The following is a 23,565-nucleotide window of genomic DNA, read 5'->3' as shown; positions in this document are numbered from 1 at the left end:
GGACCCGGGAGAGTCCGGGACCCGTCTGCTGCGGCACAGGACCCGGCAGGCTCACCGCACGGCGGTCGAGCCCCTGACCACCAGGCTGGCCGGGACGGTGAAGAGGACCCCGCCCCCAGGCTGGTCGTGGCGCTGCACGCCGTCGGGCACCGGCAGGTCGCGGCCCGGGTCCTCACAGCCCAGGCGCTCCACCAGGTGGCGCACCGCGACGTCCGCGATGGCGTCGACGTCCTGGTGCACGGTGGTGAGGTCGACCGCGCTGAGTGCCGTGAGCGCGACGTCGTCAAAGCCGGCCACCGCAACCTGCTGCGGCACCGTGATTCCACGACGGCGCAGCTCCAGCAACGCCCCTAACGCAGCATGGTCGTTGTACAGCACCAGCGCCTGTGGAAGTTCATCGCGCTCAGCCAGCTCGGCAACCGCACGGATTCCGTCTTCTTCCCCGTCGCCTCCGGGCACAATCCTCTCCGCAAGCCCGTGAACCTGCATCGCCCGACGGTATCCATCTGCCCGCAGCTCAGCCGAAGAGGCTGCACCGCCGTCAACATAAACCAGATCCGTACGACCCGAGCTCAGCACGTGTTCAACGAGCTCAGCCACCGCCGCCTCGTCAGCCGAACGTACCGCGTCGACGTCGTCGGTCAGGCCCTGACGACACAACACTAAGAGCGGCACATCACCAGCGGCGCTACGCAAATCCTCATAGGGCACACGCGAATCGACGACGATGATCGCCTCACAACGATCGCGCACCAGGGCGCGGATACCTTCAACCTCACTGTGACGGGGCGTCGAAGCTGCAAGTCCCAGACCGTGTCCATGACGTTCTGCCGCCTGATAGAGGCCATCGACGAGCTCAGCTTGAAAAGCCTGTCCAGGGAAATATGAGACCCCGATAATCCCGGGGTGAGCGGCTCGCATCAGTCTGGCACGAGGATCAACCTCATAGCCGAGTTCCTCGGCGACCTTGAGGATCTCCTCGCGTGTCGAGTCGGCGACACCAGAGGCATTATTCAATGCCGCAGACACCGTCGAGATTGAGCGGCCTGCACGTTGAGCCACGGTGGCAATCGTGACCGATCGTCTCGGTCGGGACACAGCCCGCACCTCCCTGTGCATCGCTACCATGGTTTTCGCCATTATCCCACGTTTCTCCGCCCCTCATGACGGCGTGCTTGTGAGATGAGGGCGTACGCCCGCAAATGAGACGTGCCGCTCCGACGTCGTAGCGAGCGCCCTCACAGCACAAGAACGCCCTGACCGCGCAGGCACGCCCCCACCGTGGAAGTACGCCGCAAAGTCCCGCCCCTCCGCTCGGGCGCCCCAGAAGTACGCCGTCAGGCTCACCGTCACGTTCAAGCTGTCATCGACATGGACTTGACGCGCGTCAACACTGAGCGTCTATACTCGCCACATACGTTAACGCGCGTTAACGCCGGGGTGGAAACCTGCATCACTACCACGTCAAAGAGGACACACCATGGACACAACGCTCTCCGTCGCCGTCATCGGAGCCGGCATGGCCGGTACCACCCACGCCAACGCCTGGAGGCAGGTCGGCACCGTCTTCGACCTGGGCCTACCCAAGGTCCGACTCGCCGCCATCGCCGACGCCTACGAACCCTTCGCCGTCGACGCCGCCGAGCGCTACGGCTATGAGAAGGCCGTCACCGACTGGCGCGACATCGCTGACGACCCCAGTATCGACATGGTCTCCATCGTCGTCGGCAACGCCCTGCACCGCGAGATCGCAGAAGCCATGATCCGCGCTGGCAAGCACGTCCTGTGTGAGAAGCCCCTGGCTGACACCCTCGAGAACGCCAAGGCCATGGCCGAGGCCGAGGCCGCCCACCCCGAGGTCGTCACCTCCACCGGCTTCACCTACCGCCGCAACGCGGCCGTGGCCGAGATCAAGAAGCTGGTCGACACCGGCCACCTGGGCGAGGTCAACCACATCAACGCCCGCTACTGGTGCGACTACGGCTGCGACCCCTCCACCCCGATGGCCTGGCGCTACGCCGGTCCCATGGGCTCGGGCGCCCTGGGCGACGTCGGCTCCCACCTCATCGACACCGCTGAGACCATCTGTGGCCGCCTCGTGTCCGTCTCCGGGGGCGCCATGGTCACCGCGATCAAGGAGCGTCCGGTCGCCAAGGGGCACGTGACCCGCGGCACCGCCCTGGACACCTCCGACGCCGAGACGGCCCCCGTGACCAACGACGACGTCGCCTCCTTCACCGGCGTCTTCGACAACGGCGCCGTGGGCACCTTCTCCGCCTCACGCATCGCCTGGGGCATGCCCAACGCCATGATGATCGACGTCCACGGCTCGCGAGGCCGCGCCTCCTGGGACCTGTCCCGCACCGGCGAGATCATGGTCGACGACGCCTGCGCCCCGGCCGGCCTGTCCGGCCCGCGCCGGGTGCTGGTCAACCCCACCTTCCCCTACTTCGAGCGTGGCTCCTCCATGGCCTTCGGCGGCGTGGGCTGCACCCAGATCGAGCAGTTCACCTACCAGGCCTACGCCTTCCTCCAGCAGGTCGCGGGCGTGAGCGAGGCCGACTCCCTGCCGCGCTGCGCCACCTTCGCCGACGGCTATCGCGAGATGCTCATCGCCAACGCCGTGGCCGAGTCCGCCGCCAATGGAGGCGCCGCCGTCGACGTCTCCCGCTTCAACAAGTAATCACCACCCACCACGACTGTTTCTAGGAGAAGACCACCATGGCACTGACCTACGGCGCCTACACCGCTTGCATGGGCGACCACAGCCTGCCCGAGACTCTCGACGTCCTCAAGGCTGCTGGCCTGACCGGCGCAGAAGTCAACGTCGGCGGCTTCATCCCCTCCCCTCACTGCCCCGTCGATTCCCTGCTGGCGTCCAAAACTGCCCGCGAGGACTACCTGGGGATCTTCGAGGACAAGGGCATGGTCCTGTCCGGCCTCAACACCTCCGGTAACCCGACCTCGCCATTGCCGAACGAGGGTCTCAAGCACGCCGAGGACCTGCGCAATGCCATCCGCCTGGCTGGCGCCCTGGGTGTGAAAGAAATCGTCACGATGTCCGGCACCCCGGGCACCGACCCCGGTGCAAGGTACCCCACCTGGGTCGTCAATCCCTGGAACGGGATCGACATGGAGATCCTGGACTACCAGTGGAGCGTCGTCGTCCCCTTCTTCAAGGAGATCGACGCCCTGGCCCGCGACAACGACGTCAAGGTCTGCCTCGAGCTGCACCCGCGCAACCTCGTGTTCAACGTCCCCTCCTTCGAGCGCCTTGTCGAGGAGACCGGGGCGACCAACCTGCGCGTCAACATGGACCCCTCACACCTGTTCTGGCAGCAGATGGACCCGATCGCCGCGACCAAGCGCCTGGGCAAGTTCATCGGCCACGTCCACGCCAAGGACACCAAGATCTTCCCCGGCGCCGCTTACCGCGGGGTGCTCGACACTGACTTCGGCCACGTCCCGGCCGAGGCCGAGGGCAAGGTCCCGGTGGCCTACGGCTACTGGTGCAGTTCCTGGCCCAAGGACCCGGCCTGGCGCTTCGTTGCCTTCGGTCTGGGGCACGACACCGACTACTGGGCCGAGTTCTTGCGCGCGATCGAGCAGGCTGACCCGAACATGAATGTCAACATCGAGCATGAGGACGCCGAGTACGGCAACGTCGAGGGCCTGCAGATTTCTGCCTCGAACCTGCTGGCAGCCGCCAAGGCCCTGTGAGCAGCCCACGACGGCGGCCAGACAGGCCTCCGGCCCTGCCGACCGCCGTCGTCCCAGACCTTCCTGGACGCTCTTACCCACCTCGTCGATCCTGAGCGCCCAGGACCTTGACTGTGTGCAGCGCCTGCCGCCACGTGCGTGGCACGCCGCGCGGCCAGCCTGGCGGCGTCGCTCCGAGCACCTCCAGCCCCAGACGCCCTGGTCTCAGCGCAGGGTGGGCGCGAGGTCTCCGGCAGGCCGGGTCGAGGAGCGCCGCACCGCCAGCACCGGCTCCAGGGTGAGGCTGCGCCCAGGACCCGACGCCGCCTCCGGGCCAGCGGGTACGCCGTCGCCCGTCTCCTGCCGGCCCTGCAGGGTGAGGCGGCCCGACCGCTCGCACACCAGGCGGATCGCGTCACGGGCCATCGCGTCAGCGGGCTGCTCGACGCTGGTGAGAGAGAACTCCTCTCGTCGAGCCAGGTAGGTGTCGTCGTAGGACACCAGCGGCGTCCACCCTCCAACGGCCCGCAGGGCCGCGAGCGCGTCCAGGGCGACGACGTCGTTGTGTGCCACCACGCCGATCCGGCGCCCGTCCTGGGCGCAGCGCGCCAGGGCCTGACCGACTCCTCCGCCCCCGTCGCGCGGCGCGAGGAGCGTGTGCAGCCTGACCCCCGCCTCACGGCAGGCCTGCGCCAGGGCTCCGCCGCGCTCGGTCGCGTTGGGGTCCTCGTGCTCGGGCGGGGTGAGGTAGACCAGGTCCTGCGTGCCGGCCCCCAGCAGGTGGTCGACGACGACGAGCGCGGCAGCCTCCTCGTCCAGGCGGACCGTGTCCACCCGGCCCCCGGCGCTGGTGCGCCCGATGAGGCACACGGCCGTCTCCCTGCCCAGGGCCCGGATCACTGGGTCGGGCATGGCCGGGGAGACGAGCACCAGCCCCTCGAGCTGCATGGCGAGCATGGTGTCCACGGCGCCCTCACCGTCACCGACCTGGGTGGCCAGGGTGATGACGAGGGTCAGGCCCTGCTCCCGGGCCGCGACCTGGAGGGCGTGGGCGATGAAGTCGAAGAAGGGGTTACGCAGGTCTGGCAGGACCAGGCCGATCAGCCCCGAGCGCCCGGAGGCCAGGGCTGCGGCGGAGCGGTTGACGCGGTAGCCCAGTCGGGCCGCGGTGCCGAGGATGTGGTCTCGGGTGGCCTGGGCGACGCGGGGAGAGCCTGCCAGCGCCATGGAGACCAGTCCACGGGAGACCCCTGCCTCGCGAGCCACCTGCTCCTGGGTGACGGCGCGCTGGGGTGCGCTGCCCATGGCTCCTCCTGGTCGTGTGACGCCTTGTGCTCGTGGGGATGCGGCCGCGGGCACCCCGAGTCGGGAGCGACCGGCTCGCCCCGTCCCCGTCATACTCCTCGCTCGGTGTCTGCGCGCGCAAGCGCCTGTCTCACAGCCTCTCTCACGTGATCGCCTGACGACCGGGCAGACGAGGCTGCCTCAGCTCCCGTGATTGACAACCTGAAAACGCGCCTCTATCCTTCAATGCAACCGCTTACATCGCAAGGAGGCGAGGATGCGACGCTCAGGTCTGGCGACGCTCGCTGTGCTCACGATCACCGTGATCTGGGGCTCGACGTTCTTCATCATCAAGGACGCCGTCGACCGTATGGAGCCCATCGACTTCCTCGCGATCCGCTTCACCATCGCCGCAGCGCTCATCGCCCTCGTCCTGTGGCCGCGTCTGCGCCGCCTGCCCGCCGGGGGCTGGCGCGCGGGACTAGGGCTCGGCGTCCTGTACGGGCTGGCACAGATCGCCCAGACCTATGGGCTCAAGCACACCTCCGCCTCGGTCTCGGGCTTCATCACCGGCACCTACGTGGTCCTCACGCCCATCATCCTGTGGCTCTTCCTCAAGGTGCGCCTGTCTGCCCAGGCATGGGTTGCGGTCGCCTTGGCCTGCCTCGGCCTGGGTGTACTGACGCTGACCGGTCCAGCCGCCATGGGCTGGGGCGAGTGGCTCACACTGCTCGGAGCCTTCTTCTACGCCCTGCACATCGTGGTCCTAGAGCGCTTCGCACCCCAGTGGGACGCGCTGGCCCTCACCGCGGTCCAGCTCGTCGGCGTCGCCCTGACCTGCCTGGTCGCAGCCATCCCCGGCGGCGTTCACTTGAGTGCCGACCCCGTGGCATGGCGTGCCATCGCCTACACCGTGCTGGTCGCCGGTATCGCCACCATGCTCCTGCAGACCTGGGCCCAGCGGCACCTCAGCGCCACTCGGACCGCGCTCATGATGACCTTTGAGCCCGTCTTCGCCTCCCTCTTCGCGATCGCGCTCGGCGGGGAGCACCTGAGCGCGCGGCTGCTGATCGGAGGCGGCGTCATCCTCGCCGCCACGGTCCTCGGCGCCCGCAGCACCCCACAGACCCCCGTGGCTACGACCACCCAGGCCGCAGTCACATCTCACAACGTCACCGTCGACTAGTGAAGGAGAAAACACCATGAACACCCTGTCCCGTCGCCGTTTCGCCCAGATCTCCAGCCTCAGCCTGGCAGCCGCCGTCCTGGCCGGATGCTCCGGCTCGTCCGGATCCTCCGGCGCCAACACCGTGACCTGGTCTACCTGGGGCTCACCCGAGGAGCTCAAGCGCTACGACGCCGTCCAGGAGCAGTTCAAGAAGGACCACCCTGAGGTCGAGCTCGTCTTCCAGCCCACGGCGTCCTACTCCGACTACCACTCCAAGCTGCTCACCCAGCTCTCCTCAGGCACGGCACCGGATGTCTTCTACGTGGGCGATGACCGCATCGCCTCCTTCATCCGTAACGGCGTCCTGCTTCCTATTGAGGGCGAGACCAGCCTCGACCTGGACAGCTTCAACAGCTCTCTGCTCGACGTCGCCCGTTTCGAGGGTGCTCTCTACGCCCTGCCCAATGACTGCAACCCCGACTGCCTGTGGTTCGACAAGGAGGCGCTCAAGGCCGCCGGAATCACCGAGGACCCGGCCACGCTCGCTGCCTCCGACCAGTGGACCACCGAGGCCTTCTTCGCCATGACGGCCAAGCTCAAGGCAGCTGGCCTCAACGGCGCCTGCTACTGGAACTACTGGGGCACCCACGACTCGATCATCAGCTGCGGGGGAGGCAAGGTCTACGACGGAGACACCTACGTGGCCAACACGGATCCGGCCAGCGTCAAAGCACTGGAGGAGTACGCCACGAGGTTCCGCAGCGGCGAGCTCATCGTGGCCGATCTGCTTCCCGAGGGCACTGGCGAGGACAGCCTGCTCGTGACCCACCAGCTCGGCTTCCTCGCTGCAGGCCGCTACACCATCGGCACGATCGAGGGCGCAGGCGTGGACAAGGACCTCTACGACATCGTTCGCTGGCCCACCCCGGACGGCGCTGCCGCGCCCACAGGAGTGGCTGCCTCCTACCTCGCCATCAACGCCAAGACGAAGAACAAGGCTGGTGCCCTCGCCTTCTACGACACCTACCTCAGCGCCGCTGGCCAGGAGCTGCGCCTGAGCGAAGGTGGCAACGCCGTACCCTCGATCACGGGCGCTGACGAGATCGTCCTGGCTGACGGCTACCCCGCCCACGCCCAGACCATGCTGGACATGCGTGACGCCGGATTCTCCAACTACCCCGTCGAGGCAGCCGTCACTGACCTGTCCAACGAGATCGCCGTGGAGTACATGCAGCCGCTCTACCAGGGCAAGGCCACCACTCAGGAAACCCTTGACGCGATCGCCGCCCTGGTGGCTGAGAAGGCCTCATGACCATGAGCTCGTGTCCTGACACTGCCACCCGCCCCGGCGAGCAACCCGCTTCCGCAGAACCTGAAGGCACTCAACGCCGCGGCCCTCAGAGCACCGAGGCTCGCTGGCGCCGCAACGACCGACGGTGGGGGATGTTCTTCGTCGCCCCTCAGGTCCTCGGCATCTGCCTGTTCACCCTCATTCCCTTCGCAGCCTCCTTCGTCCTGGCCTTCACCCAGTGGAACGGCTTCGGGATGCCAAGCTTCGTCGGGCTGGACAACTTCCGCGACCAGCTCTCCGACCCCGACCTAGGACGCGCCGTGCTCAACACCGGCGTCATCATGCTCGTGACGGTCCCGATCGGCCTCTTTCTGTCGATCGTGGGCGCCACAGTGCTCAACAAGGTCCGCTTCCGCTCGGTCTACCTGGTCATGCTCTTCGCCCCGGTGGTCACCAGCGCCGTCGCCATCGCCCTGATCTGGCAGCAGCTGCTGCGCCAGGACGGAGTCATCTCCGGGGTCATCTCGGCGGTCTTCGGTGTGGAGAATATCGACTGGCTCGGACACCCCTGGCTCGCGCTCATCTCCGTGTGCATCGTGACCATCTGGTCCTCGGTCGGCCTCAACATCGTCATCTTCATGGCCGGGCTGCAGGGCATCTCGCCGTCGGTCATGGAGGCCGCCAAGATCGACGGCGCCGGCCCGATCGCCCGCTTCTTCCGGATCACGCTGCCGCTGCTGTCCCCCATCATCTTCTACCAGTGCATCGTCGCCTGTATCTCGTCGCTGCAGACCTTCGATCTCGTCTTCGTCCTGGTCAAGAACGCCGGCCCAGACAACGGCACGCGCACCATCGTCTACCACATCTACGACCTGGGCTTCGCCAAGTCCCAGTTCGGTCTGTCCAGCGCCGCCTCCGTGGTGCTGCTGGCCCTGACGCTCGTGGTCACCGCCATCCAGTTTGGCGCGCAGAAGAAACTCGTCCACTACGAAAGCTGATGTCATGAGCACGATCGCTTCTTCAGCTCCACGTCGCGCTCTGCGCAGCCTGGTACCGCCCCTCAAGCACCTGGTCCTCCTGGCCGTTGGCTTGATGATGGTCGCGCCATTCATCTGGATGGTGCTCACCTCCTTCAAGCCGCTCAGCCAGCTGCTGACCGACCCGCTGTCAGCCCTGCCCGACCCGTGGATCTTCACCAACTGGCCGGATGCCTGGAACGCCTTGCCCTTTGGCCGGGCCTACCTCAACTCCTTCTACATCACCGTCCTCGTGGTGGCCGGAACCCTGCTGACCACCTCGATGGCGGCCTACGGATTCAGCCGCCTGCCCTTCAAGGGGTCCAAGGTCATCTTCGGCATCTTTCTGGCGATGCAGATGGTGCCCAAGCAGGTCACGCTCGTGCCCTTCTACTTCCTCATGGCCAAGATCGGCTGGGTGGACTCTCACCTGGCCCTCATCGTCCCTGCCATCCTGGTCAATCCCTTCGGGGTCTTCCTCATGCGCCAGTTCATCGCCTCGATCCCGCGTGAGCTGGAGGAGGCTGCCATGATCGACGGCGCCTCGCGCTGGCGGATCTACTGGAAGGTCATCCTCCCGGCGATCCGGCCGGGAATGGGAGCCCTGGGCATCATCGTGGCCCTGGACGCGTGGAACAACTTCCTGCTTCCCCTGGTCCTGCTCAACTCCACCGAGCTGTTCACCGTCCCGCTGCTGCTCAGCCAGTTCAACGGGCAGTTCGGAGGTATGAACTACGGCATCGTCATGGCCGCCACGTCGCTGTCCACTATCCCGATGCTCATCGCCTTCCTCATCGGCCAGCGCCAGATCATCGAGTCTCTGGCCACCTCCGGGCTGGGAGGGCGCTGAGCGATGGACACCACCTTCCTTGACTGCCTCGTCGATCTGCGTAGCGTCCCCTTCACCACGATCGGCTCACGCCTGCTCGTCTACCGCGACGAGGCCGACCTCGTGGTCTACGAGTCGGCCTACGAACGCCCCGAGGAGGCCTCTACGGCCGCCAGGATCCGCCTGGCCGACGACGGCGAGCCGGCGACCGTCCGCGCCGTCACCCCGGCCGAGCTCATCATGTCCAATGGCGCCAGCCTCACACTGACCCCCGCCGGCAGTGTGGTCCTGACCCACCTGCCGGCCGGCTGCACGGTGAGCACTGAGCAGGCGAGCCTGGTCACCAGGCCGGGCGACGCCGTCGTGCTGGAACGGGGCGGGGGCTGGCCAGCGGATCCCGGTCTGAACGCCCACCTGGCCCCCGAACCCGAGCTTGCTGAGGCCCGCGACGCGGTAGTCGAACGCACCCGCAGCTGGATGGCGCGCTGCCCACGCCCGCACGAGCGCTGGCAGGAGATGGTGCGCCAGTGCTGGTGGACGCTCGGCGTCAACACCGTCGTGTTGGAGACCCCCGGCGCGCCAGCCACCGCCGTCGTCCCGTCCAAGATCGGTTACCTCGGCGCCTGGCAGTGGGACTCCTACTTCATCGCCCTGGGCCTGGCGTGGGGCGATCCACAGCTCGCCGCCGAGCAGCTACAGCTCGCCGTGCGCTACCAGCGGTCCGACGGTCAGCTGCCGGACGTGACCCACGACGGCGGGGTGCTGGCCTCCTCCGCGGACCTTCCGCCGGCGGACCTGGCACGGCTGCGCGAGCTGGCCTCGCCCAGTCTCGACGGGCAGGAGGTACCACTGACCAAGCCACCCCTGCTGGCCCTGGCAGTCGACGCCCTGGCCAGCCACGGGCACGCCGGCGTGCGCCAGAAGCTGGGTGAGGCGGTGCGCTCCAACCTGCGCTGGTGGTATGAGCACTCCTCCAGGCAGGGCCTGCCGTGCTACCTGCACCCCTACTCCTCGGGGCTCGACGACAGCCCCGTCTTTGATGACGACGCCCTAGTGGCCTCCCCTGACCTTGCGTCCTACCTCATCGCCTCTGAGCTCACCGTGGCCCGATGGGAGCGCGAGGACGGTGCAGAGGCGGAAGCCCACCAGGCAGAGGCCCGCGCCCAGCGCCTGACCGACCAGCTCGTAGCACGCTGGGACCCGCACAGGAAGATGTTCCCGGCCCAGGCTGAGGACGGGCGCGACCTGGCTCCGGCCACCGTGGTCTCACTCATGCCGTTGCTCGTCCCCCAGCTGCCCCAGGACATGGTCGAGGCCCTGGTCCGTGACCTCACCGAGGGAGGCCGTTTCGCCACGCGCTACCGGATCCCTACCGTGGCCATCGACGACCCGTCGTTCTCGCGCACACGCATGTGGAGAGGCCCGGTGTGGGTCAACACCTCGTGGCTCGTCTGCCAGGGGCTGCGCCGCCACGGCTACCTCGACCTGGCACGACAGATCGAGGACGAGCTCCTGGCGCTGGTCGCCTCGGCCGGTCCGTGTGAGTACTTCACCCCGGACACCGGTCAACGCGCAGACAGCGCCACGGTGCTATTCGGCTGGTCTGCCGCGCTGGCGATCGACATCGCGATGCGGCGTTCCCAGGAGGCGTGACCACACCTTGTTTGAGGCCCTCATCGGTTGGTTCCCGTGCTGGCAGCATGGGAACCAACCGATGAGGGCCTCAAGTGACGCCGGCGGGCAGTGCCACCAGCGCTCAGTGAGCCAGGGCGAAGCCCTCCACGGCGACGTGGAGCTCGACAACCTTGGCCTCACCGGGCAGGACACGCACCGCCTGGTGAGGCGGGATGCCGACGCCCATCCCCGGTTCAAGCACCACCTGCGCGCCCCGGCCCCGCAGGTACTCCCGGTCCGTGGAATCGCGATAGGCCTGGTCCACCTGGAGGTCGGCCAGCGGCGCGACCTCAACCTTCACCCGGCCCTCCAAGCACGCCAGGACGGTCCAGTACCGGCGTCGTGCCACGAAGCGCTCGTCCGCGAGCGCGCTGGCACGGTCAGTGACGTAGGTGAGCACGTCACCCACCGAGTAGGCCACTGACAGCGTCATCCGGGGCGCCTTGCCCACGGCCTGGCGGATCGCACGCCACACCCGGGGCGAGCCCCAGGCCACCTGCTCCTGGTCGAAGTCAGTGATGAGCTGCATCTGTGTGTCCTCCTCGTACGGGCTCAAGCATGAGACGGAAGCTGAAGTCGGTGAACCGGAGCCGGTAGCGCTCCAGCACCTCCGAGCCCCAGGAGTTCGACCCCAGTCCGAGCACCTTGTGATCGACGTTGAGGGTGACCGGTCCGCGGCGCGGAACGTCGTTGAGGTGGCGCGCCTGGTCCAGGTCACGCGCGGTGCACGGCCAGGCGGAGAAGGCCAGGAGGTCGCTGGAGCAGGCACGCACCTGCAGGCCATGGCCGTCTCCGGCCCGTGCCTGGACCCAGCGCACGTCCTGGTGGTTGCCGTTACCCTGCGGCAGGACGTACGGGGTCAGCATGCTCTCCACATCCGACTCCCACAGCCCGATCGGACTGGCGGTCCAGGAGTCCGGATAGGACTCCCCTGGTCCGCGTCCGTACCACTCGATCTCGCGCAGATCCTCGCTGAGCGTCCAGGTCAGGCCAATGCGGGGAATGAGGTCGTCATAGTCACCTTCGGCCCTGCCCTGGACAGCGAGCTCGACGCCGCCGTCGGGACGGACGGTCCACCGCAGGTCCACGGTCATCGCGATGTCGTAGGAGGGCGTACCGATCCGTTCCCGGCACTCCACCACGACGGCGTCGCCCGCCTCGTGCCAGGACATCTGCCTCAGGCTGCGGCTCATCAGGTGCAGGTTGCGCGGCCACCACAGGGTCTCCGCCTCGCGGCGGTGGTTGTCGATCACCGGGCTCCATAGGCCGACCTCGGGCGGCCCGGCCAGGAGCTCGATGCCGTCAACCTGCCAGGAGCACAGCTGGCCGCTGACGCGGTCGAAGGTCAGGCGCGTGCCAGCACGCTCGACGTCGAGGTGCTCACCGCGGCTCAAGACCGTCACCGGCTCGTGCGAGGACGCTGTCAGCGTGGCAGGGCTCCAGGGCGTGAGGACCTGCTGGAAGACTCCCAGCTCACACGGCGCCTGGCCCGCGATCGCCGTGCCCCACACGCTGGCGGACAGGATCGCCTCGCCTCGGGCGTGGCGGGCCGCCAGCTCAGGGCTCAGGGCGAGGGTGAGGCTCTCACCCGGTAGGAGCGCACCCGGACGCACCCGCTGGGAGGCGAGCAGGACGCCGTCGTCCCTCAGTCCCACCTCCAGCTCGACGTCCGACAGGTCCGTGAACCAGCGACGGCTGGTCACGCGCACCTGGCCGTCTGACAGCTCGACGCCCACTGGACAGATCACCTGCTTGTACTCCAGCAGGCCGGGGCTGGGCTCCAGCCACGGGAAGACCAGCCCGTCGATGCAGAAGTTGGCGTTGTTCGGCTCATCCCCGAAGTCCCCGCCGTAGGCGTAGTACTGGCGGCCCTCCTCATCAACCTGGAGCACACCGTGGTCGATCCACTCCCACACGAAGTGGCCCTGGATCGAGGGCCAGCGCCGGAAGACCTCCTGGTACTCCGACAGCCCTCCAGGCCCGTTGCCCATGGCGTGGGCGTACTCGCACAGGACTCGGGGCTTGCCGCAGGGCCGCTCACCTAGGTCGTTCATCTGCGAGACGCGGGAGTACATGGTGGAGACCACGTCCACGATCCGGCCGTCGCGATCCTCCTCGTAGTGGACCGGGCGGCTGGGGTCCAGGGCCTTGGCCCGCTCGTACATTGCAGCGATATTGCAGCCGTCCCCGGACTCGTTGCCCAGGCTCCAGATGAGGATCGAGGCGTGGTTACGCTGGGCGACGACGTGCCGCTCGATGCGGTCAACGAAGGCGGGCTGCCACCCGGGATCGTCAGTGAGCCGCTCCAGGTCCCCGCACAGCGCGAAGCCGTGAGTCTCCAGGTCGTTCTCTGCCATCACCATCAGACCCAGCTCGTCGCACATCTCGTAGAAGCGCGGGTCGTTGGGATAGTGCGAGGTCCTCACGGCGTTGATGTTGTGCCGCTTCATCAGCTCCAGGTCCGCCCGGATGCGCTCAGCGCTCACGGCACGGCCCCGACGCGGGTCGAAGTCGTGGCGGTTGACACCGTGCATCATGAAGTAGCGGCCGTTGAGGTACATCAGGCCGTCACGGATCGTGATCTCGCGCAGCCCCAGGCGATAGGGGACCACCTCGGTCTGGGTCTGCCCGTCCCACACCCGCAGGCGCAGGTCGTAGAGGTAGGGGTCCTCCGGGGACCAGGTGCGTGGTGCGTCCACGCACAGGCGCACGCTGCCCTCGCTCGTGCACCATCCCTGCGCCAGAAGGGTCCCGTGGTCCCAGATCTCGCACTCCACCCGCGCTGCGCCCTGGGTCCAGCAGGCCACGTCCACCTGGGCGCGCTCACGGACCAGGTGCGTGGTGACGGTGAAGTCCTCCAGGCGGGCCGGCGGGCGGCGCTCCACCCACACGTCGCGGAAGACGCCGCTGGCCCACCACATGTCCTGGTCCTCCAGGTAGGTGCCGTCGCTGAACTGTGCCACGCAGAGCACCACCAGGTTCGGTCCCAGCGTCACGAGCCCGGTGAGGTCGAACTCGGCCGCCAGGCGCGAGCCCTTGCTCATCCCGACGTAAGAGCCGTTGAGGTAGACCTCGACGTAGCTCTCCACACCACCCAGGTGCAGGAGCACCTGCTCACCGGCCTGCTCGGGCTCGTAGGTAAAGAGGCGTTGGTAGACTCCCGTTGGATTGTCACTGGGCACGTGGGGCGGGTCGACCGGGAAGGGAAAGCCCTCGTCGGTGTACTGCAGCTTCCCGAAGCCGTCGAGCTGCCACATGTGGGGCACCTCGACGCTCCCCCACTCCTCCTGCAGGCAGGAGGTGAGTTGGTCAGTCACGCGCAGAGGACTGTCGAGGAGGTGGAAACGCCATTGACCATTGAGACTGAGCACGCGCTCGCTGCGACGTCCTGCGCCCGCTACCGCCTCCTCCCACGGCGCGAAGGCCTGGAAGTCGGCTCGAGGCGGCAGACGATGCCTGTGCGTCACACGAGGATTCTCCCAATCACGCTGGCACGGCATACGTTGTCCTTCCTCATTGAATACAACCGGTTACACGAGCATAGCACCTTCCTCTTTCCCGTACTTGCCGCACCGTTCCACCTCTGCCCGGAGAACCAGTCATGACCCGACGCACCGCCAGCCGACGCACCGCCGCGACTCTCCAGGACGTCGCCGACCTCATCGGGATGTCCAAGGCCACCGTCTCACGCGCTCTCAACGGGTCCCCCAAGGTCACCGAGGACACCAAGGAGCGAGTCCGCGCGGCGGCCGAGCAGGTGGGCTACGTCATGAACCCGCAGGCCAGGGCGCTGGCCCTGGGCAGGGCGGAGGCGATCGCCATCGTCTTCACCGAGCCCCTGGACGAGATGTTCGCCGACCCTACCTACGCGATGGTGGTGCGCGGCATCCACGAGGGGCTGGCCGAGACCACCACCGCCCCGTTCCTGCTGCAGGCCGCCACCAGCTTCGAGCAGGCCCGCGCCCGGCGGCGACTGGCCCAGGGCAACGCCGACGCCGTCATCGCGCTGACGCCCTACATCGGCCAGGAGCTGCTGTCCAGCCTGGAGGAGGCTGCCCTGCCGACCGTCCTGTGCGGACAGCCCGGTGCCCGGGAGCGCACCTCAGCCATGGCCCACGTCTACGCTGACGACGTCGTCGGCGCCCGGATGGCGGCCCACCACCTCCTGTCCTGCGGGCGACGCCGGATCGCCGTCCTGTCCGGCCCCGAGGACAATCCCGCAGCCGTGGACCGCGTGATGGGCTACCGGGAGATCCTTGATCCGGTCTGCCCACCGGTCTCCGTGAGCTACGGAGCCTGGGACGTCGTCTCCGGCCTGGAGCGTATGGAGACCCTGCTGCAGGGCGACCCGCATATCGACGGCGTGCTCGCCGCCTCGGACCGCATCGCGGCAGGAGCCCTGGCCGCCCTCCAGCGCCACGGCAGACGGCTACCTGAGGACATCAGCGTCATCGGCTTCGACGATCACCGGATCGCGACCGAGACCACCCCCACGCTCACCACCGTCCACCAGCCGCTGGTCGAGCAGGGCCGCCAGGCAGCCACCCTGGCCCTGGAGATGGCCGACGGCGCCCCAGCCCGAGACATCGTGCTGGAGATGAGCCTGGTCAGGCGCGAGTCGGCCTGAGCCCGGCCTCGCCGCTCCTCCAGCCCCCGGCAGCCGGGCTGGCTGCCGCCCAGCAACCGACCCACCCCCTCGCTGTGCTGTCCGCCACACAGTGACCTTCGCCCGTTGACCACCATGCGCTTACCTCGTACGCCTCCTTCGAGGCACAATCAATGGTGGGCGGGATCGGCCATACCGACCTGCTCGGCTCGACCCCGAGACCCACAGAAGGAACGCATCAACGTGGCGCGCAGTATCTACATCGCCTCACCCAGTGCCGGAACCGGCAAGACGACCGTGGCCCTTGGCCTCATCGCCTCTCTGACCAAGGTCGTCGCGAAGGTGGGCGTGTTCCGCCCCTTCGTGGCCACCCGCGAGCAGGACCCAGTCCTGGGCCTGCTGCTGTCCCGCTCAGGATCGAGCGCCTCCCCGGCCGCCTGCGTGGGCGTGACCTGGGACGAGTTCCGCGCCGACCCTGAGGAAGCCCTCACCCGCATCGTCGACTCCTACCGGGCCATGGCGCGCGAGCACGACGTCGTCATCATCGACGGCTCTGACTTCGACGACGTCGCCGGCACCCCCGAGCTCTCCCTCAACGCCCGCGTGGCCGCCAACATCGGCGCCCCGGTGCTGCTGGTGGTCTCTGGAGACCAGAGCGCCGCTGACGTGCGTTCCTCCGCGGAGGTCTCCATCGCCGAGATCGCCGAGAACCACGCCCGCACGGTGGCGGTGCTGGCCAACCGCTGCCAGCCCGGGACCCGCCAGGAGGTGGCCAGCGCCATCGCCGAGGTCCCCGGCGTCACGACGACGACCCTGCCGGCCGTCCCCTTCCTCACCGCTCCCACGCTGCGTGAGATCGCCACCGCCCTGGACGCCAACCTCATCGCCGGCGACGACGCCCTGCTGGACCGCGAAGCCGAGTCCCTGCTCGTGGGGGCCATGGACGTCTCGCACCTGCTGGAGCGCCTGGTCGAGGGGCAGGTCGTCATCACCCCGGCTGACCGCTCGGCCGTTCTCATCTCCCTGGCCGCCGCCAACGCCGCCTCCGGCTTCCCGAACCTGGCGGCCCTGGTCCTCAACGGCGGCTTCGAGCCGGCCCCCTACGTCCTGCAGCTGCTCAAGGGACTGGACCAGCCGATCCCAGTACTGACCACCGCCCTGGACACCTTCGAGGCCGCCAAGGTCGCCGGCGCCGTCACTGGCAGCCTGGCCCACGCCTCAGACCGCAAGATCGACGTCGCCGTGACCACCTTCGAGCAGGAGGCGGACCTGGAGGCGCTGCTCAGCGCCCTGGAGGTTGAGCCCTCTGACGTGGTCACGCCGATCATGTTCCAGGCAGAGCTGGTTGAGCGGGCCCGTGCCGACCGCCGCACGATCGTCCTGCCTGAGCCTGACGACGACCGTATCCTCCACGCCGCTGACGCCATCCTGCGCCGCGGCATCTCCGACGTCGTCCTGCTGGGCGAGGAGGAGACGGTGCGCACCCGCGCCACCGAGCTGGGCCTGGACATCGTCGCCGCCCGTGTGGTCTCCACCTCCGACCCTGAGCTGCTGGAGAAGTACGCCGCCGAGTTCGCCCGCCTGCGTGCCAAGAAGGGCGTGACCCTGGAACAGGCGCGCGAGAAGGTCCAGGACGTGTCCTACTTCGGCACGATGATGGTGCATATGGGCGACGCCGACGGCATGGTCTCGGGCGCGGCTCACACCACCGCCCACACGATCGTCCCCTCCTTCCAGATCATCAAGACCAAGCCAGGCACCTCGATCGTCTCCTCGGTCTTCCTCATGCTCCTGGAGGACCGGGTCCTGGTCTACGGTGACTGCGCCGTCAACCCCGAGCCCACCGCCGCCGAGCTGGCCGACATCGCCATCTCCTCGGCCGAGACCGCTCGCCAGTTCGGCGTCGAGCCCCGCGTGGCCATGCTCTCCTTCTCCACCGGCACCTCCGGCAAGGGAGCGGACGTGGACAAGGTCCGCGAGGCCACTGAGATCGTGCGAGCCAAGGCTCCCGAGCTCGCCGTGGAGGGCCCGATCCAGTACGACGCCGCGATCGACCCGACCGTGGCCGCCAAGAAGGCGCCGGGATCGGCTGTGGCAGGTAAGGCCACCGTCTTCATCTTCCCGGACCTGTCAGCCGGCAACATCGGCTACAAGGCCGTCCAGCGCTCCTCCGGCGCCGTGGCGATCGGCCCGGTGCTGCAGGGCCTGAACAAGCCGGTCAACGACCTGTCACGAGGCGCGCTGGTTGAGGACATCATCAACACCGTCGCCATCACCGCCGTCCAGGCACAGGGCTGAGGCATCGGGGCGCTGGCCGCGGGCCGATCGGTCCGTACCAGCGTCCCCGTGCTGCCCGCCCGCTCCTTCTATCCGTCACGAGCGCCCACAGAAAGGCACCCCATGACCACACGTACCGTCCTCGTCATCAATTCCGGTTCCTCCTCCATCAAGTACCAGCTGGTGGACCCCGACTCCGGCGACTCGCTGGCCTCGGGCATCGTCGAGCGCATCGGCGACTCGATCGGCGCTATCACGCACAAGCACGCCGGCCAGAAGATCGAGCTGGACGAGCCCGTTCCCGACCACGGCTACGGCCTGGCCGAGGTCCTGCGCCTGTTCGAGGAGCACGGCCCCTCCCTGGCCGACGCCCACATCGTGGCCGTGGGCCACCGCGTGGTCCAGGGCGGCCGCTACTTCTCCGGCCCCGCCCTCATCGACGACGAGGTCGTGGCCAAGATCGAGGAGCTCGTGCCGCTCGGCCCGCTGCACAACCCCGCCCACCTCAAGGGCATCGAGGTCGCCCGCAAGCTACTGTCCGACGTCCCGCACGTGGCCGTCTTCGACACCGCCTTCTTCCAGGACCTGCCGGAGGAGGCGGCCCGTTACGGCCTCAACCGCGAGATCGCGGACAAGTACTCCATCCGCCGCTACGGTGCTCACGGCACCAGCCACCAGTTCGTCTCCCAGGCCATCTCCGAGCGCCTGGGCCGTGACGACCTCAAGCAGATCGTCCTGCACCTGGGCAACGGCGCCTCCGTGTCCGCCGTCGTGAACGGCAAGGCCGTGGAGACCTCCATGGGCCTGACCCCGCTGGAGGGCCTCATCATGGGTGGGCGCACCGGTGACATCGACCCGGCCGCCGTCTTCCACCTGGCCCGCGTGGCCGGCATGAGCATCGACGAGATCGACCACCTGTTCAACCGCGAGTCCGGCATGAAGGGCCTGACCGGCGAGTCGGACATGCGCGAGGTCTGGAAGCTCATCGACGCCGGTGACAAGCAGGCGCGTGAGTCCATGGACATCTACCTCCACCGCCTGACCAAGTACGTCGGTGCCTACACCGCGGTCATGGGCGGCCTGGACGCCCTGACCTTCACCGCTGGCATCGGCGAGAACGACAAGGGCGTGCGCGAGGGCCTGTGCGAGCGCCTGGCCTACCTGGGGATCAAGATCGACCCGGACAAGGACCCGATGCGCATCTCGGAGCCCACGACCATCTCCACCGAGGACTCCGCCGTCGTCGTCACGGTCTACCCGACCAATGAGGAGCTGGCCATCGCCCGTCAGGCGCTGACCCTCATCTGAGGCGCGCCCCACAGCAACGGCCCCCGACGAGCATCGTCGGGGGCCGTTGCGTCTGCGCGACCGCTCACAGCCTTCCCGGCGTGAGCGGTCAGCGGTTAGAAAAGCGTGTCGTGGGCCTGCGGCGAGGCCGGGGCAGCGCCCGAGGACTGGGAGGCGAGGTCCCCGTCCTGCCCGTTGCGGCCGCCGTCGGCCACGCCGGGCCACCCCGGTCCCGAGGGGACGGAGCCTCCCTGCTGGTAGGCCGTGGCAGCGCCGCGAGCCAGGTCGTCAGCACGCTCGTTGGCCGGGTGCCCGGCGTGGCCCTTGACCCACTCGAAGCGCACCTGGCGGCCCGCCAGCTCAGCGTCGAGAGCCTTCATGAGGTCCTCGTTGAGCACCGGCTTGCCATCGGCCTTGCGCCAGCCGCGCTTCTTCCAGCCGTGGCGCCACTTCGTCAGGGAGTTGATGACGTACTGGGAGTCGGCCTGAATGAGCAGCTCCTCGCCGGCCAGGCCCGCTGCGGCGGTGGCACGCAGAAGCTCCAGGACGGCGGTGAGCTCGCCCCTGTTGTTGGTGGACTCCGGCCAGCCTCCGGCCGCCCAGCAGGACTCGTCCACGTACCAGGCCCAGCCAGCGGGGCCGGGGTTGCCCAGGGCGGATCCGTCCGCCGCCGCGATAATCGTCATGGGCACCACCCTAACGGTGCCCCGCCGCCCTCCGGGTCCCACCGCGCCAGCCGACGCAGCGAGCCGGGATCACGCGTGGTCGAACGAGTTTTCTTCGCGGGTCGCTGGGAGGATAACGTCACCCCGTGGCCTTCCTCCTCGCCCTCCTTCCTTGCTTCCTGTTCGGCACCCAGCAGTTCATCATGGGCGCCTGGCCTGCTCGCCCACGCCGTCAGAACGTCGCAGTCCTGGCCGGTGCGGGAGTCGTGAGCGTCGTCGCCGCGCCGCTGACCGGTGGTGCGTGGAGCCTGCACGCCACGTTCTGGGGAGTGCTGTCCGGTGTCCTGTGGGCGACGGCGCTCGTCTTCACCCTGCGCGCCTTCCAGTCCTGGGGAGTGAGCCGGACGATGCCGCTCAACGCCTCAGGACAGATCATCATCAACGCCCTGGCCGGCATCATCCTGCTGGGAGAGTGGCGCGCCCCTGGCGCCATGCCGCTGGGGCTGACGGCTCTCGTGGCGATCATCGCTGGCGCTGCCTCGTGCTCGTGGCAGGAGAAGGGTGCTGGGTCCGGGCCCACCCCGGCCCAGCACCGCGAGGGGCTGATCTGCTCGATCATCTGTTCCGTGCTCTACGGCATCTACCCCTTCATGCTGCGCCTGGTGGACGTCTCCTCCTCCGACGCCGTTGGCCCCATGGGAATCGGGCTGCTGCTGGGGGCCGCGGTGTTCACCGTCATCCTGCCGCGCGAGGAGCCGCTTGTCGGCGAGGCCTTCACCCCCAGCGCCATCGGTGGCGGTCTGTGGGCCGTTGGCAACGTCATCTTGCTGCTGTCGACCTCGACGGTCGGTGTGGCCACCTCACTCGCGCTGTCTCAGCTCGCCTTCGTCATCTCCTCGGTGGGCGGCATCATCCTGCTTGGGGAGACCCGGACCCGGCGGGAGGCCCTCACCACCGCGCTTGGCATCACCCTTGCCGTGGTCGGCATCATCCTGCTCGCCCTGGCCTCCTCACGCTAGGTGCCGGGTGCGCCTGTCTTAGCCAGGCCCAGGCGCGCCCGCGGTCTCCTGGGTCACGGGACGGATGGTGCCTTTGAGGAGGAGTAGGCCCTGACTCTCGGCTCGGGGCACAGCAGGTTCTGAGAGTGCCCCCGTTGGGACGTGCTTCCCCTGATGAGTGCGTGCCTCTACCCATAGCTGCGCGCCCTGGCACTCCCCTGTCGCTTTAGGCCCTGAACAGTCGATCCCCATCCCCGCCACACCCGAACCGACTGTTAAGCGCCTAAACCGACGCTCCTAGGCCACACGCCAGCCCCAAACTGACGGTTCAGGGCCTCAACCGACGCAGCCATCAAACCCACCACCCCCACTCGAACGCACATCCCCCGATGCGTGCGCCTTTCTGCCGTAGTGGCGGGCTTCCACCCGCCGGCCGCATGCTTGAGCCGTCGTGGCGTACTTCTCTACCCAGGCGCCAGCCCTGTTAGTACGTGTCTCCCCAATGCGGACGTGCTTTCACCCATAGCTGCGCGCTCCCCCAGCCGAGCCCCAGCCCCATTGAAGCGCGTACTCCCCGATATCGGCGTACTTCCAGTGATGCATGCGTGCCTCCACCCATAGCTGCGTACTCCCGCTCCGGGTCCCAGTCCCGTTGGTACGTGCCACCCCCGATGAGTGCGTGCATACGCCATTGGTACGTGCCCTAGCACTCCCCTAGAGACCGTCACATTCACCAAAGCACGCACCAAAAGCCCATCGCACCGTCCCCGCACGCCACCCGCCCCGGCCCGCACGCCACCGTATCTCCGTCGCGTCTCCGTCGCGTCTCCGTCGCTTCAGGCCCTGAACAGTCGAACCCCATCCCCGCCACACCCGAACCGACTGTTCAGCACCTAAACCGACGTATCCAGGAAGCGCACCATGACCAATCCGACGGTTCAGGGCCTCAACCGACGCCCCTAGGCAGCCACACCGAGCCCACAACCCGGCTCTCACCCACCACTCCAGCACAAGCTCAGCGCAGGAAACGCAATCTGCCCCGCGCCGTCTCCAGCAGGTCCCAGACACGCTGCAGGGGCGCTCCCGTCATGGGAGCGCCCCTGCAGCGTGAAATGAAACAGGCGGATCAGGCGTCCAGGTCGGTCTCCAGGAGGGCCTTGAGGTCGGCCAGAGCCTTGTCGGCGTCAGCGTCGGAGGACTCCAGGACAACCACGTCGCCGTGAGCGGCGCCCAGCGTCATCACACCGAGGATGGAGGCGGCGTCCACAGGAGCGCCACCCTCCTTGGCGATGGTGACCTTGACACCAGAGTCGGCAACGGCCTTGACGAAGGTAGCGGCGGGACGGGCGTGCAGCCCAACCTTGGAGGCGATGGTGGCAGTAACCTGTGCCATAGGTGACTCCTTCTAAACGGTCAGGGATCTGCTGGGTGGCGGTCCCGACAACAACTGCGGTCATCAGCGGGGACGCTGACGTTGACCAAGACACTACCCGACTCGCCTGCAACATGGCACCGATTGGGCGCGCTGAGCCACGTCAGGACGCCCACACCTGCCGCCAGCGAGGGACGCGGCTCAGCTCGGGTCGTAGGGGGCCAGGACAACCTCGACGCGCTGAAGCTCCTTGACATCGGCGTAGCCCGTGGTGGCCAGGGTCCGGCGCAGCGCCCCGACGATGTTGAGCGTGCCGTCCGCCCGGTCCGAGGGCCCGCACAGGATCTCCTCCATCGTGCCCGCGGTGCCGACGTAGGAGCGGTAGCCACGAGGAAGGGCGTCATGGCGCGCCTCCGCACCCCAGTGGTACCCACCGCCCGGGGCCTCCTGGGCGCGTGCCAGCGCGGCGCCGAGCATGACGGCGTCTGCACCGCAGGCGATGGCCTTGACCACGTCCCCGGAGTTACCCACCGAGCCGTCGGCGATGACGTGGACGTAGCGTCCCCCAGACTCGTCAAGGTAGTCGCGCCGCGCCGCTGCCACGTCAGCCACCGCCGTCGCCATGGGCATGTGGAGGCCCAGAACCTGGCGGATCGAGGAGGAGGCACCGCCGCCCTGGCCCACCAGGACGGCCGCAGCGCCAGTGCGCATGAGGTGGAGCGCCGCAGTGTAGGTAGTCACCCCGCCGACGATCACCGGTACGTCGAGCTCGTAGATGAAGCGCTTGAGGTTGAGGGGCTCAGCATTGCCTGACACGTGCTCGGCCGAGACCACCGAGCCGCGGATGACGAACAGATCCACCCCGGCCTCGACGACGGTACGCCAGTGACGCAGGGTCTGGGCAGGACTGAGCCGGCCGGCCACCACCACACCGGCCTTGCGAATGTGAGCCAGACGTTCGCGAATGAGCTCAGGGCGCACAGGCGCCCGGTAGACCTCCTGGAGGACGCGGGTGGCCTGCTCCGGCGCCGCCTGACGAATACGCGCCAGGGCGGGCTCGGGATCCTCGTACCGGGTCCACAGCCCTTCCAGGTCGAGCACGCCAATGCCGCCCAGACGCCCCACCATGATGGCGGTGTCCGGGCTCATCACCGAGTCCATGGGCGCGGCCACCACCGGCATGTCGACGTGGTAGGCATCGACCTGCCAGCCCACACGCACGTCTCGGGTGTCCCGGGTCCGCCGCGCGGGGACGAGGGCGATGTCGTCGAAGGAGTATGCCTGGCGGGCGCGCTTGGAACGCCCGATCTCGACCTCTGCGCTCATAGACGGATGGTAGGCCACCGAGCAGGCCAACCGCCCTGGGGGTGAGTTTGCGTCAGACCCTGGTGGCACACTC

Annotated in this window: 18 protein-coding genes; 11 read left to right on the top strand and 7 right to left on the bottom strand. The window is 68.1% G+C overall.

Translation table 11 applies throughout. From position 1 onward, the window contains the following. Positions 1-51 precede the first annotated feature (51 nt). The gene (locus CYJ26_RS08215; RefSeq protein WP_244902049.1) at positions 52-1,062 is read right to left on the bottom strand and encodes a LacI family DNA-binding transcriptional regulator; all 1,011 of its coding nucleotides are present in this window, start codon (positions 1,060-1,062) and stop codon (positions 52-54) included. A gap of 418 nt (positions 1,063-1,480) precedes the next feature. Between CYJ26_RS08215 and CYJ26_RS08210 the strand changes: the two genes are divergently transcribed. Together CYJ26_RS08210 and CYJ26_RS08205 are read left to right on the top strand one after the other, a co-directional pair. Further along, on the top strand, positions 1,481-2,683 hold the full coding sequence (locus tag CYJ26_RS08210; protein ID WP_006548456.1) for a Gfo/Idh/MocA family protein: 1,203 nt from the start codon (positions 1,481-1,483) through the stop codon (positions 2,681-2,683). Between the two features lie 38 nt (positions 2,684-2,721). Continuing rightward, positions 2,722-3,720: a sugar phosphate isomerase/epimerase family protein gene (locus CYJ26_RS08205; protein WP_101638253.1), complete on the top strand. Its 999-nt coding sequence runs from the start codon at positions 2,722-2,724 to the stop codon at positions 3,718-3,720. Between the two features lie 204 nt (positions 3,721-3,924). On the opposite strand, the gene CYJ26_RS08200 is transcribed toward CYJ26_RS08205, so the two are convergent. After that, the gene (locus tag CYJ26_RS08200) at positions 3,925-5,004 is read right to left on the bottom strand and encodes a LacI family DNA-binding transcriptional regulator (RefSeq protein ID WP_006548454.1); all 1,080 of its coding nucleotides are present in this window, start codon (positions 5,002-5,004) and stop codon (positions 3,925-3,927) included. A gap of 256 nt (positions 5,005-5,260) precedes the next feature. Between CYJ26_RS08200 and CYJ26_RS08195 the strand changes: the two genes are divergently transcribed. The 5 genes from CYJ26_RS08195 (at position 5,261) to CYJ26_RS08175 (ending at position 10,940) form a co-directional block, all read left to right on the top strand. After that, on the top strand, positions 5,261-6,169 hold the full coding sequence (locus CYJ26_RS08195) for a DMT family transporter (RefSeq protein ID WP_006548453.1): 909 nt from the start codon (positions 5,261-5,263) through the stop codon (positions 6,167-6,169). A gap of 16 nt (positions 6,170-6,185) precedes the next feature. Continuing rightward, positions 6,186-7,463 (top strand): extracellular solute-binding protein, encoded by a 1,278-nt coding sequence (locus CYJ26_RS08190; protein WP_006548452.1) that lies wholly within the window; start codon positions 6,186-6,188, stop codon positions 7,461-7,463. Between the two features lie 131 nt (positions 7,464-7,594). After that, positions 7,595-8,440, top strand: coding sequence for a carbohydrate ABC transporter permease (locus CYJ26_RS08185; protein WP_006548451.1), 846 nt, complete (start codon positions 7,595-7,597; stop codon positions 8,438-8,440). 4 nt (positions 8,441-8,444) lie between these two features. Further along, positions 8,445-9,308: a carbohydrate ABC transporter permease gene (locus tag CYJ26_RS08180; RefSeq protein WP_006548450.1), complete on the top strand. Its 864-nt coding sequence runs from the start codon at positions 8,445-8,447 to the stop codon at positions 9,306-9,308. A 3-nt stretch (positions 9,309-9,311) separates the two neighbouring features. Next, complete coding sequence (locus CYJ26_RS08175) at positions 9,312-10,940, top strand: MGH1-like glycoside hydrolase domain-containing protein (protein WP_006548449.1); 1,629 nt, start codon at positions 9,312-9,314, stop codon at positions 10,938-10,940. A 103-nt stretch (positions 10,941-11,043) separates the two neighbouring features. Here CYJ26_RS08175 and CYJ26_RS08170 read toward each other — a convergent pair whose 3' ends face one another. Together CYJ26_RS08170 and CYJ26_RS08165 are read right to left on the bottom strand one after the other, a co-directional pair. Next, a complete protein-coding gene (locus CYJ26_RS08170; protein WP_006548448.1) occupies positions 11,044-11,490 on the bottom strand; it encodes a NanQ anomerase/TabA/YiaL family protein in 447 nt (148 codons plus the stop codon). Beyond that, entirely contained in the window at positions 11,474-14,428 is a 2,955-nt protein-coding gene (locus CYJ26_RS08165) for a glycoside hydrolase family 2 TIM barrel-domain containing protein (protein ID WP_161800707.1), read from the bottom strand. The genes CYJ26_RS08170 and CYJ26_RS08165 overlap by 17 nt, the downstream gene beginning before the upstream one ends. Positions 14,429-14,562: 134 nt before the next feature. On the opposite strand from CYJ26_RS08165, the gene CYJ26_RS08160 reads away from it, so the two are divergent. From CYJ26_RS08160 to CYJ26_RS08150, 3 genes are all read left to right on the top strand, one after another. Further along, entirely contained in the window at positions 14,563-15,588 is a 1,026-nt protein-coding gene (locus CYJ26_RS08160; RefSeq protein WP_006548445.1) for a LacI family DNA-binding transcriptional regulator, read from the top strand. Between the two features lie 222 nt (positions 15,589-15,810). After that, on the top strand, positions 15,811-17,865 hold the full coding sequence (gene pta, locus CYJ26_RS08155; RefSeq protein WP_101638251.1) for a phosphate acetyltransferase: 2,055 nt from the start codon (positions 15,811-15,813) through the stop codon (positions 17,863-17,865). A 102-nt stretch (positions 17,866-17,967) separates the two neighbouring features. Then, on the top strand, positions 17,968-19,152 hold the full coding sequence (locus tag CYJ26_RS08150; RefSeq protein WP_034235786.1) for an acetate/propionate family kinase: 1,185 nt from the start codon (positions 17,968-17,970) through the stop codon (positions 19,150-19,152). A 95-nt stretch (positions 19,153-19,247) separates the two neighbouring features. Here the strand turns inward: CYJ26_RS08150 and CYJ26_RS08145 are convergent, their stop codons facing one another. After that, complete coding sequence (locus CYJ26_RS08145) at positions 19,248-19,817, bottom strand: ribonuclease H family protein (RefSeq protein ID WP_006548442.1); 570 nt, start codon at positions 19,815-19,817, stop codon at positions 19,248-19,250. Between the two features lie 125 nt (positions 19,818-19,942). Here CYJ26_RS08145 and CYJ26_RS08140 point away from each other — a divergent pair, with 125 nt between their 5' ends. Beyond that, on the top strand, positions 19,943-20,815 hold the full coding sequence (locus CYJ26_RS08140) for a GRP family sugar transporter (RefSeq protein WP_101638250.1): 873 nt from the start codon (positions 19,943-19,945) through the stop codon (positions 20,813-20,815). A gap of 1,105 nt (positions 20,816-21,920) precedes the next feature. Here CYJ26_RS08140 and CYJ26_RS08135 read toward each other — a convergent pair. Then, on the bottom strand, positions 21,921-22,187 hold the full coding sequence (locus CYJ26_RS08135) for an HPr family phosphocarrier protein (RefSeq protein WP_006548440.1): 267 nt from the start codon (positions 22,185-22,187) through the stop codon (positions 21,921-21,923). Positions 22,188-22,367: 180 nt separating this feature from the next. Continuing rightward, positions 22,368-23,492, bottom strand: coding sequence for a GuaB3 family IMP dehydrogenase-related protein (locus tag CYJ26_RS08130; protein WP_101638249.1), 1,125 nt, complete (start codon positions 23,490-23,492; stop codon positions 22,368-22,370). Positions 23,493-23,565: the final 73 nt, after the last annotated feature.

The sequence above is a fragment of the Actinomyces urogenitalis genome (assembly GCF_002861525.1).
Taxonomy (GTDB): domain Bacteria; phylum Actinomycetota; class Actinomycetes; order Actinomycetales; family Actinomycetaceae; genus Actinomyces; species Actinomyces urogenitalis.
This window is presented reverse-complemented; position numbering and strand designations above follow the sequence as displayed.

What these genes read in the sequence shown, in the direction of transcription:
- CYJ26_RS08160 (WP_006548445.1), top strand. Translation starts at nt 14,563, where the DNA reads ATGACCCGACGCACCGCCAGCCGACGCACCGCCGCGACTCTCCAGGAC.
- CYJ26_RS08185 (WP_006548451.1), top strand. Translation starts at nt 7,595, where the DNA reads ATGTTCTTCGTCGCCCCTCAGGTCCTCGGCATCTGCCTGTTCACCCTC.
- CYJ26_RS08210 (WP_006548456.1), top strand. Translation starts at nt 1,481, where the DNA reads ATGGACACAACGCTCTCCGTCGCCGTCATCGGAGCCGGCATGGCCGGT.
- CYJ26_RS08200 (WP_006548454.1), bottom strand. Translation starts at nt 5,004, where the DNA reads ATGGGCAGCGCACCCCAGCGCGCCGTCACCCAGGAGCAGGTGGCTCGC.
- CYJ26_RS08190 (WP_006548452.1), top strand. Translation starts at nt 6,186, where the DNA reads ATGAACACCCTGTCCCGTCGCCGTTTCGCCCAGATCTCCAGCCTCAGC.
- CYJ26_RS08150 (WP_034235786.1), top strand. Translation starts at nt 17,968, where the DNA reads ATGACCACACGTACCGTCCTCGTCATCAATTCCGGTTCCTCCTCCATC.
- CYJ26_RS08205 (WP_101638253.1), top strand. Translation starts at nt 2,722, where the DNA reads ATGGCACTGACCTACGGCGCCTACACCGCTTGCATGGGCGACCACAGC.
- CYJ26_RS08135 (WP_006548440.1), bottom strand. Translation starts at nt 22,187, where the DNA reads ATGGCACAGGTTACTGCCACCATCGCCTCCAAGGTTGGGCTGCACGCC.
- CYJ26_RS08170 (WP_006548448.1), bottom strand. Translation starts at nt 11,490, where the DNA reads ATGCAGCTCATCACTGACTTCGACCAGGAGCAGGTGGCCTGGGGCTCG.
- CYJ26_RS08145 (WP_006548442.1), bottom strand. Translation starts at nt 19,817, where the DNA reads ATGACGATTATCGCGGCGGCGGACGGATCCGCCCTGGGCAACCCCGGC.
- CYJ26_RS08180 (WP_006548450.1), top strand. Translation starts at nt 8,445, where the DNA reads ATGAGCACGATCGCTTCTTCAGCTCCACGTCGCGCTCTGCGCAGCCTG.
- CYJ26_RS08175 (WP_006548449.1), top strand. Translation starts at nt 9,312, where the DNA reads ATGGACACCACCTTCCTTGACTGCCTCGTCGATCTGCGTAGCGTCCCC.
- CYJ26_RS08130 (WP_101638249.1), bottom strand. Translation starts at nt 23,492, where the DNA reads ATGAGCGCAGAGGTCGAGATCGGGCGTTCCAAGCGCGCCCGCCAGGCA.
- CYJ26_RS08195 (WP_006548453.1), top strand. Translation starts at nt 5,261, where the DNA reads ATGCGACGCTCAGGTCTGGCGACGCTCGCTGTGCTCACGATCACCGTG.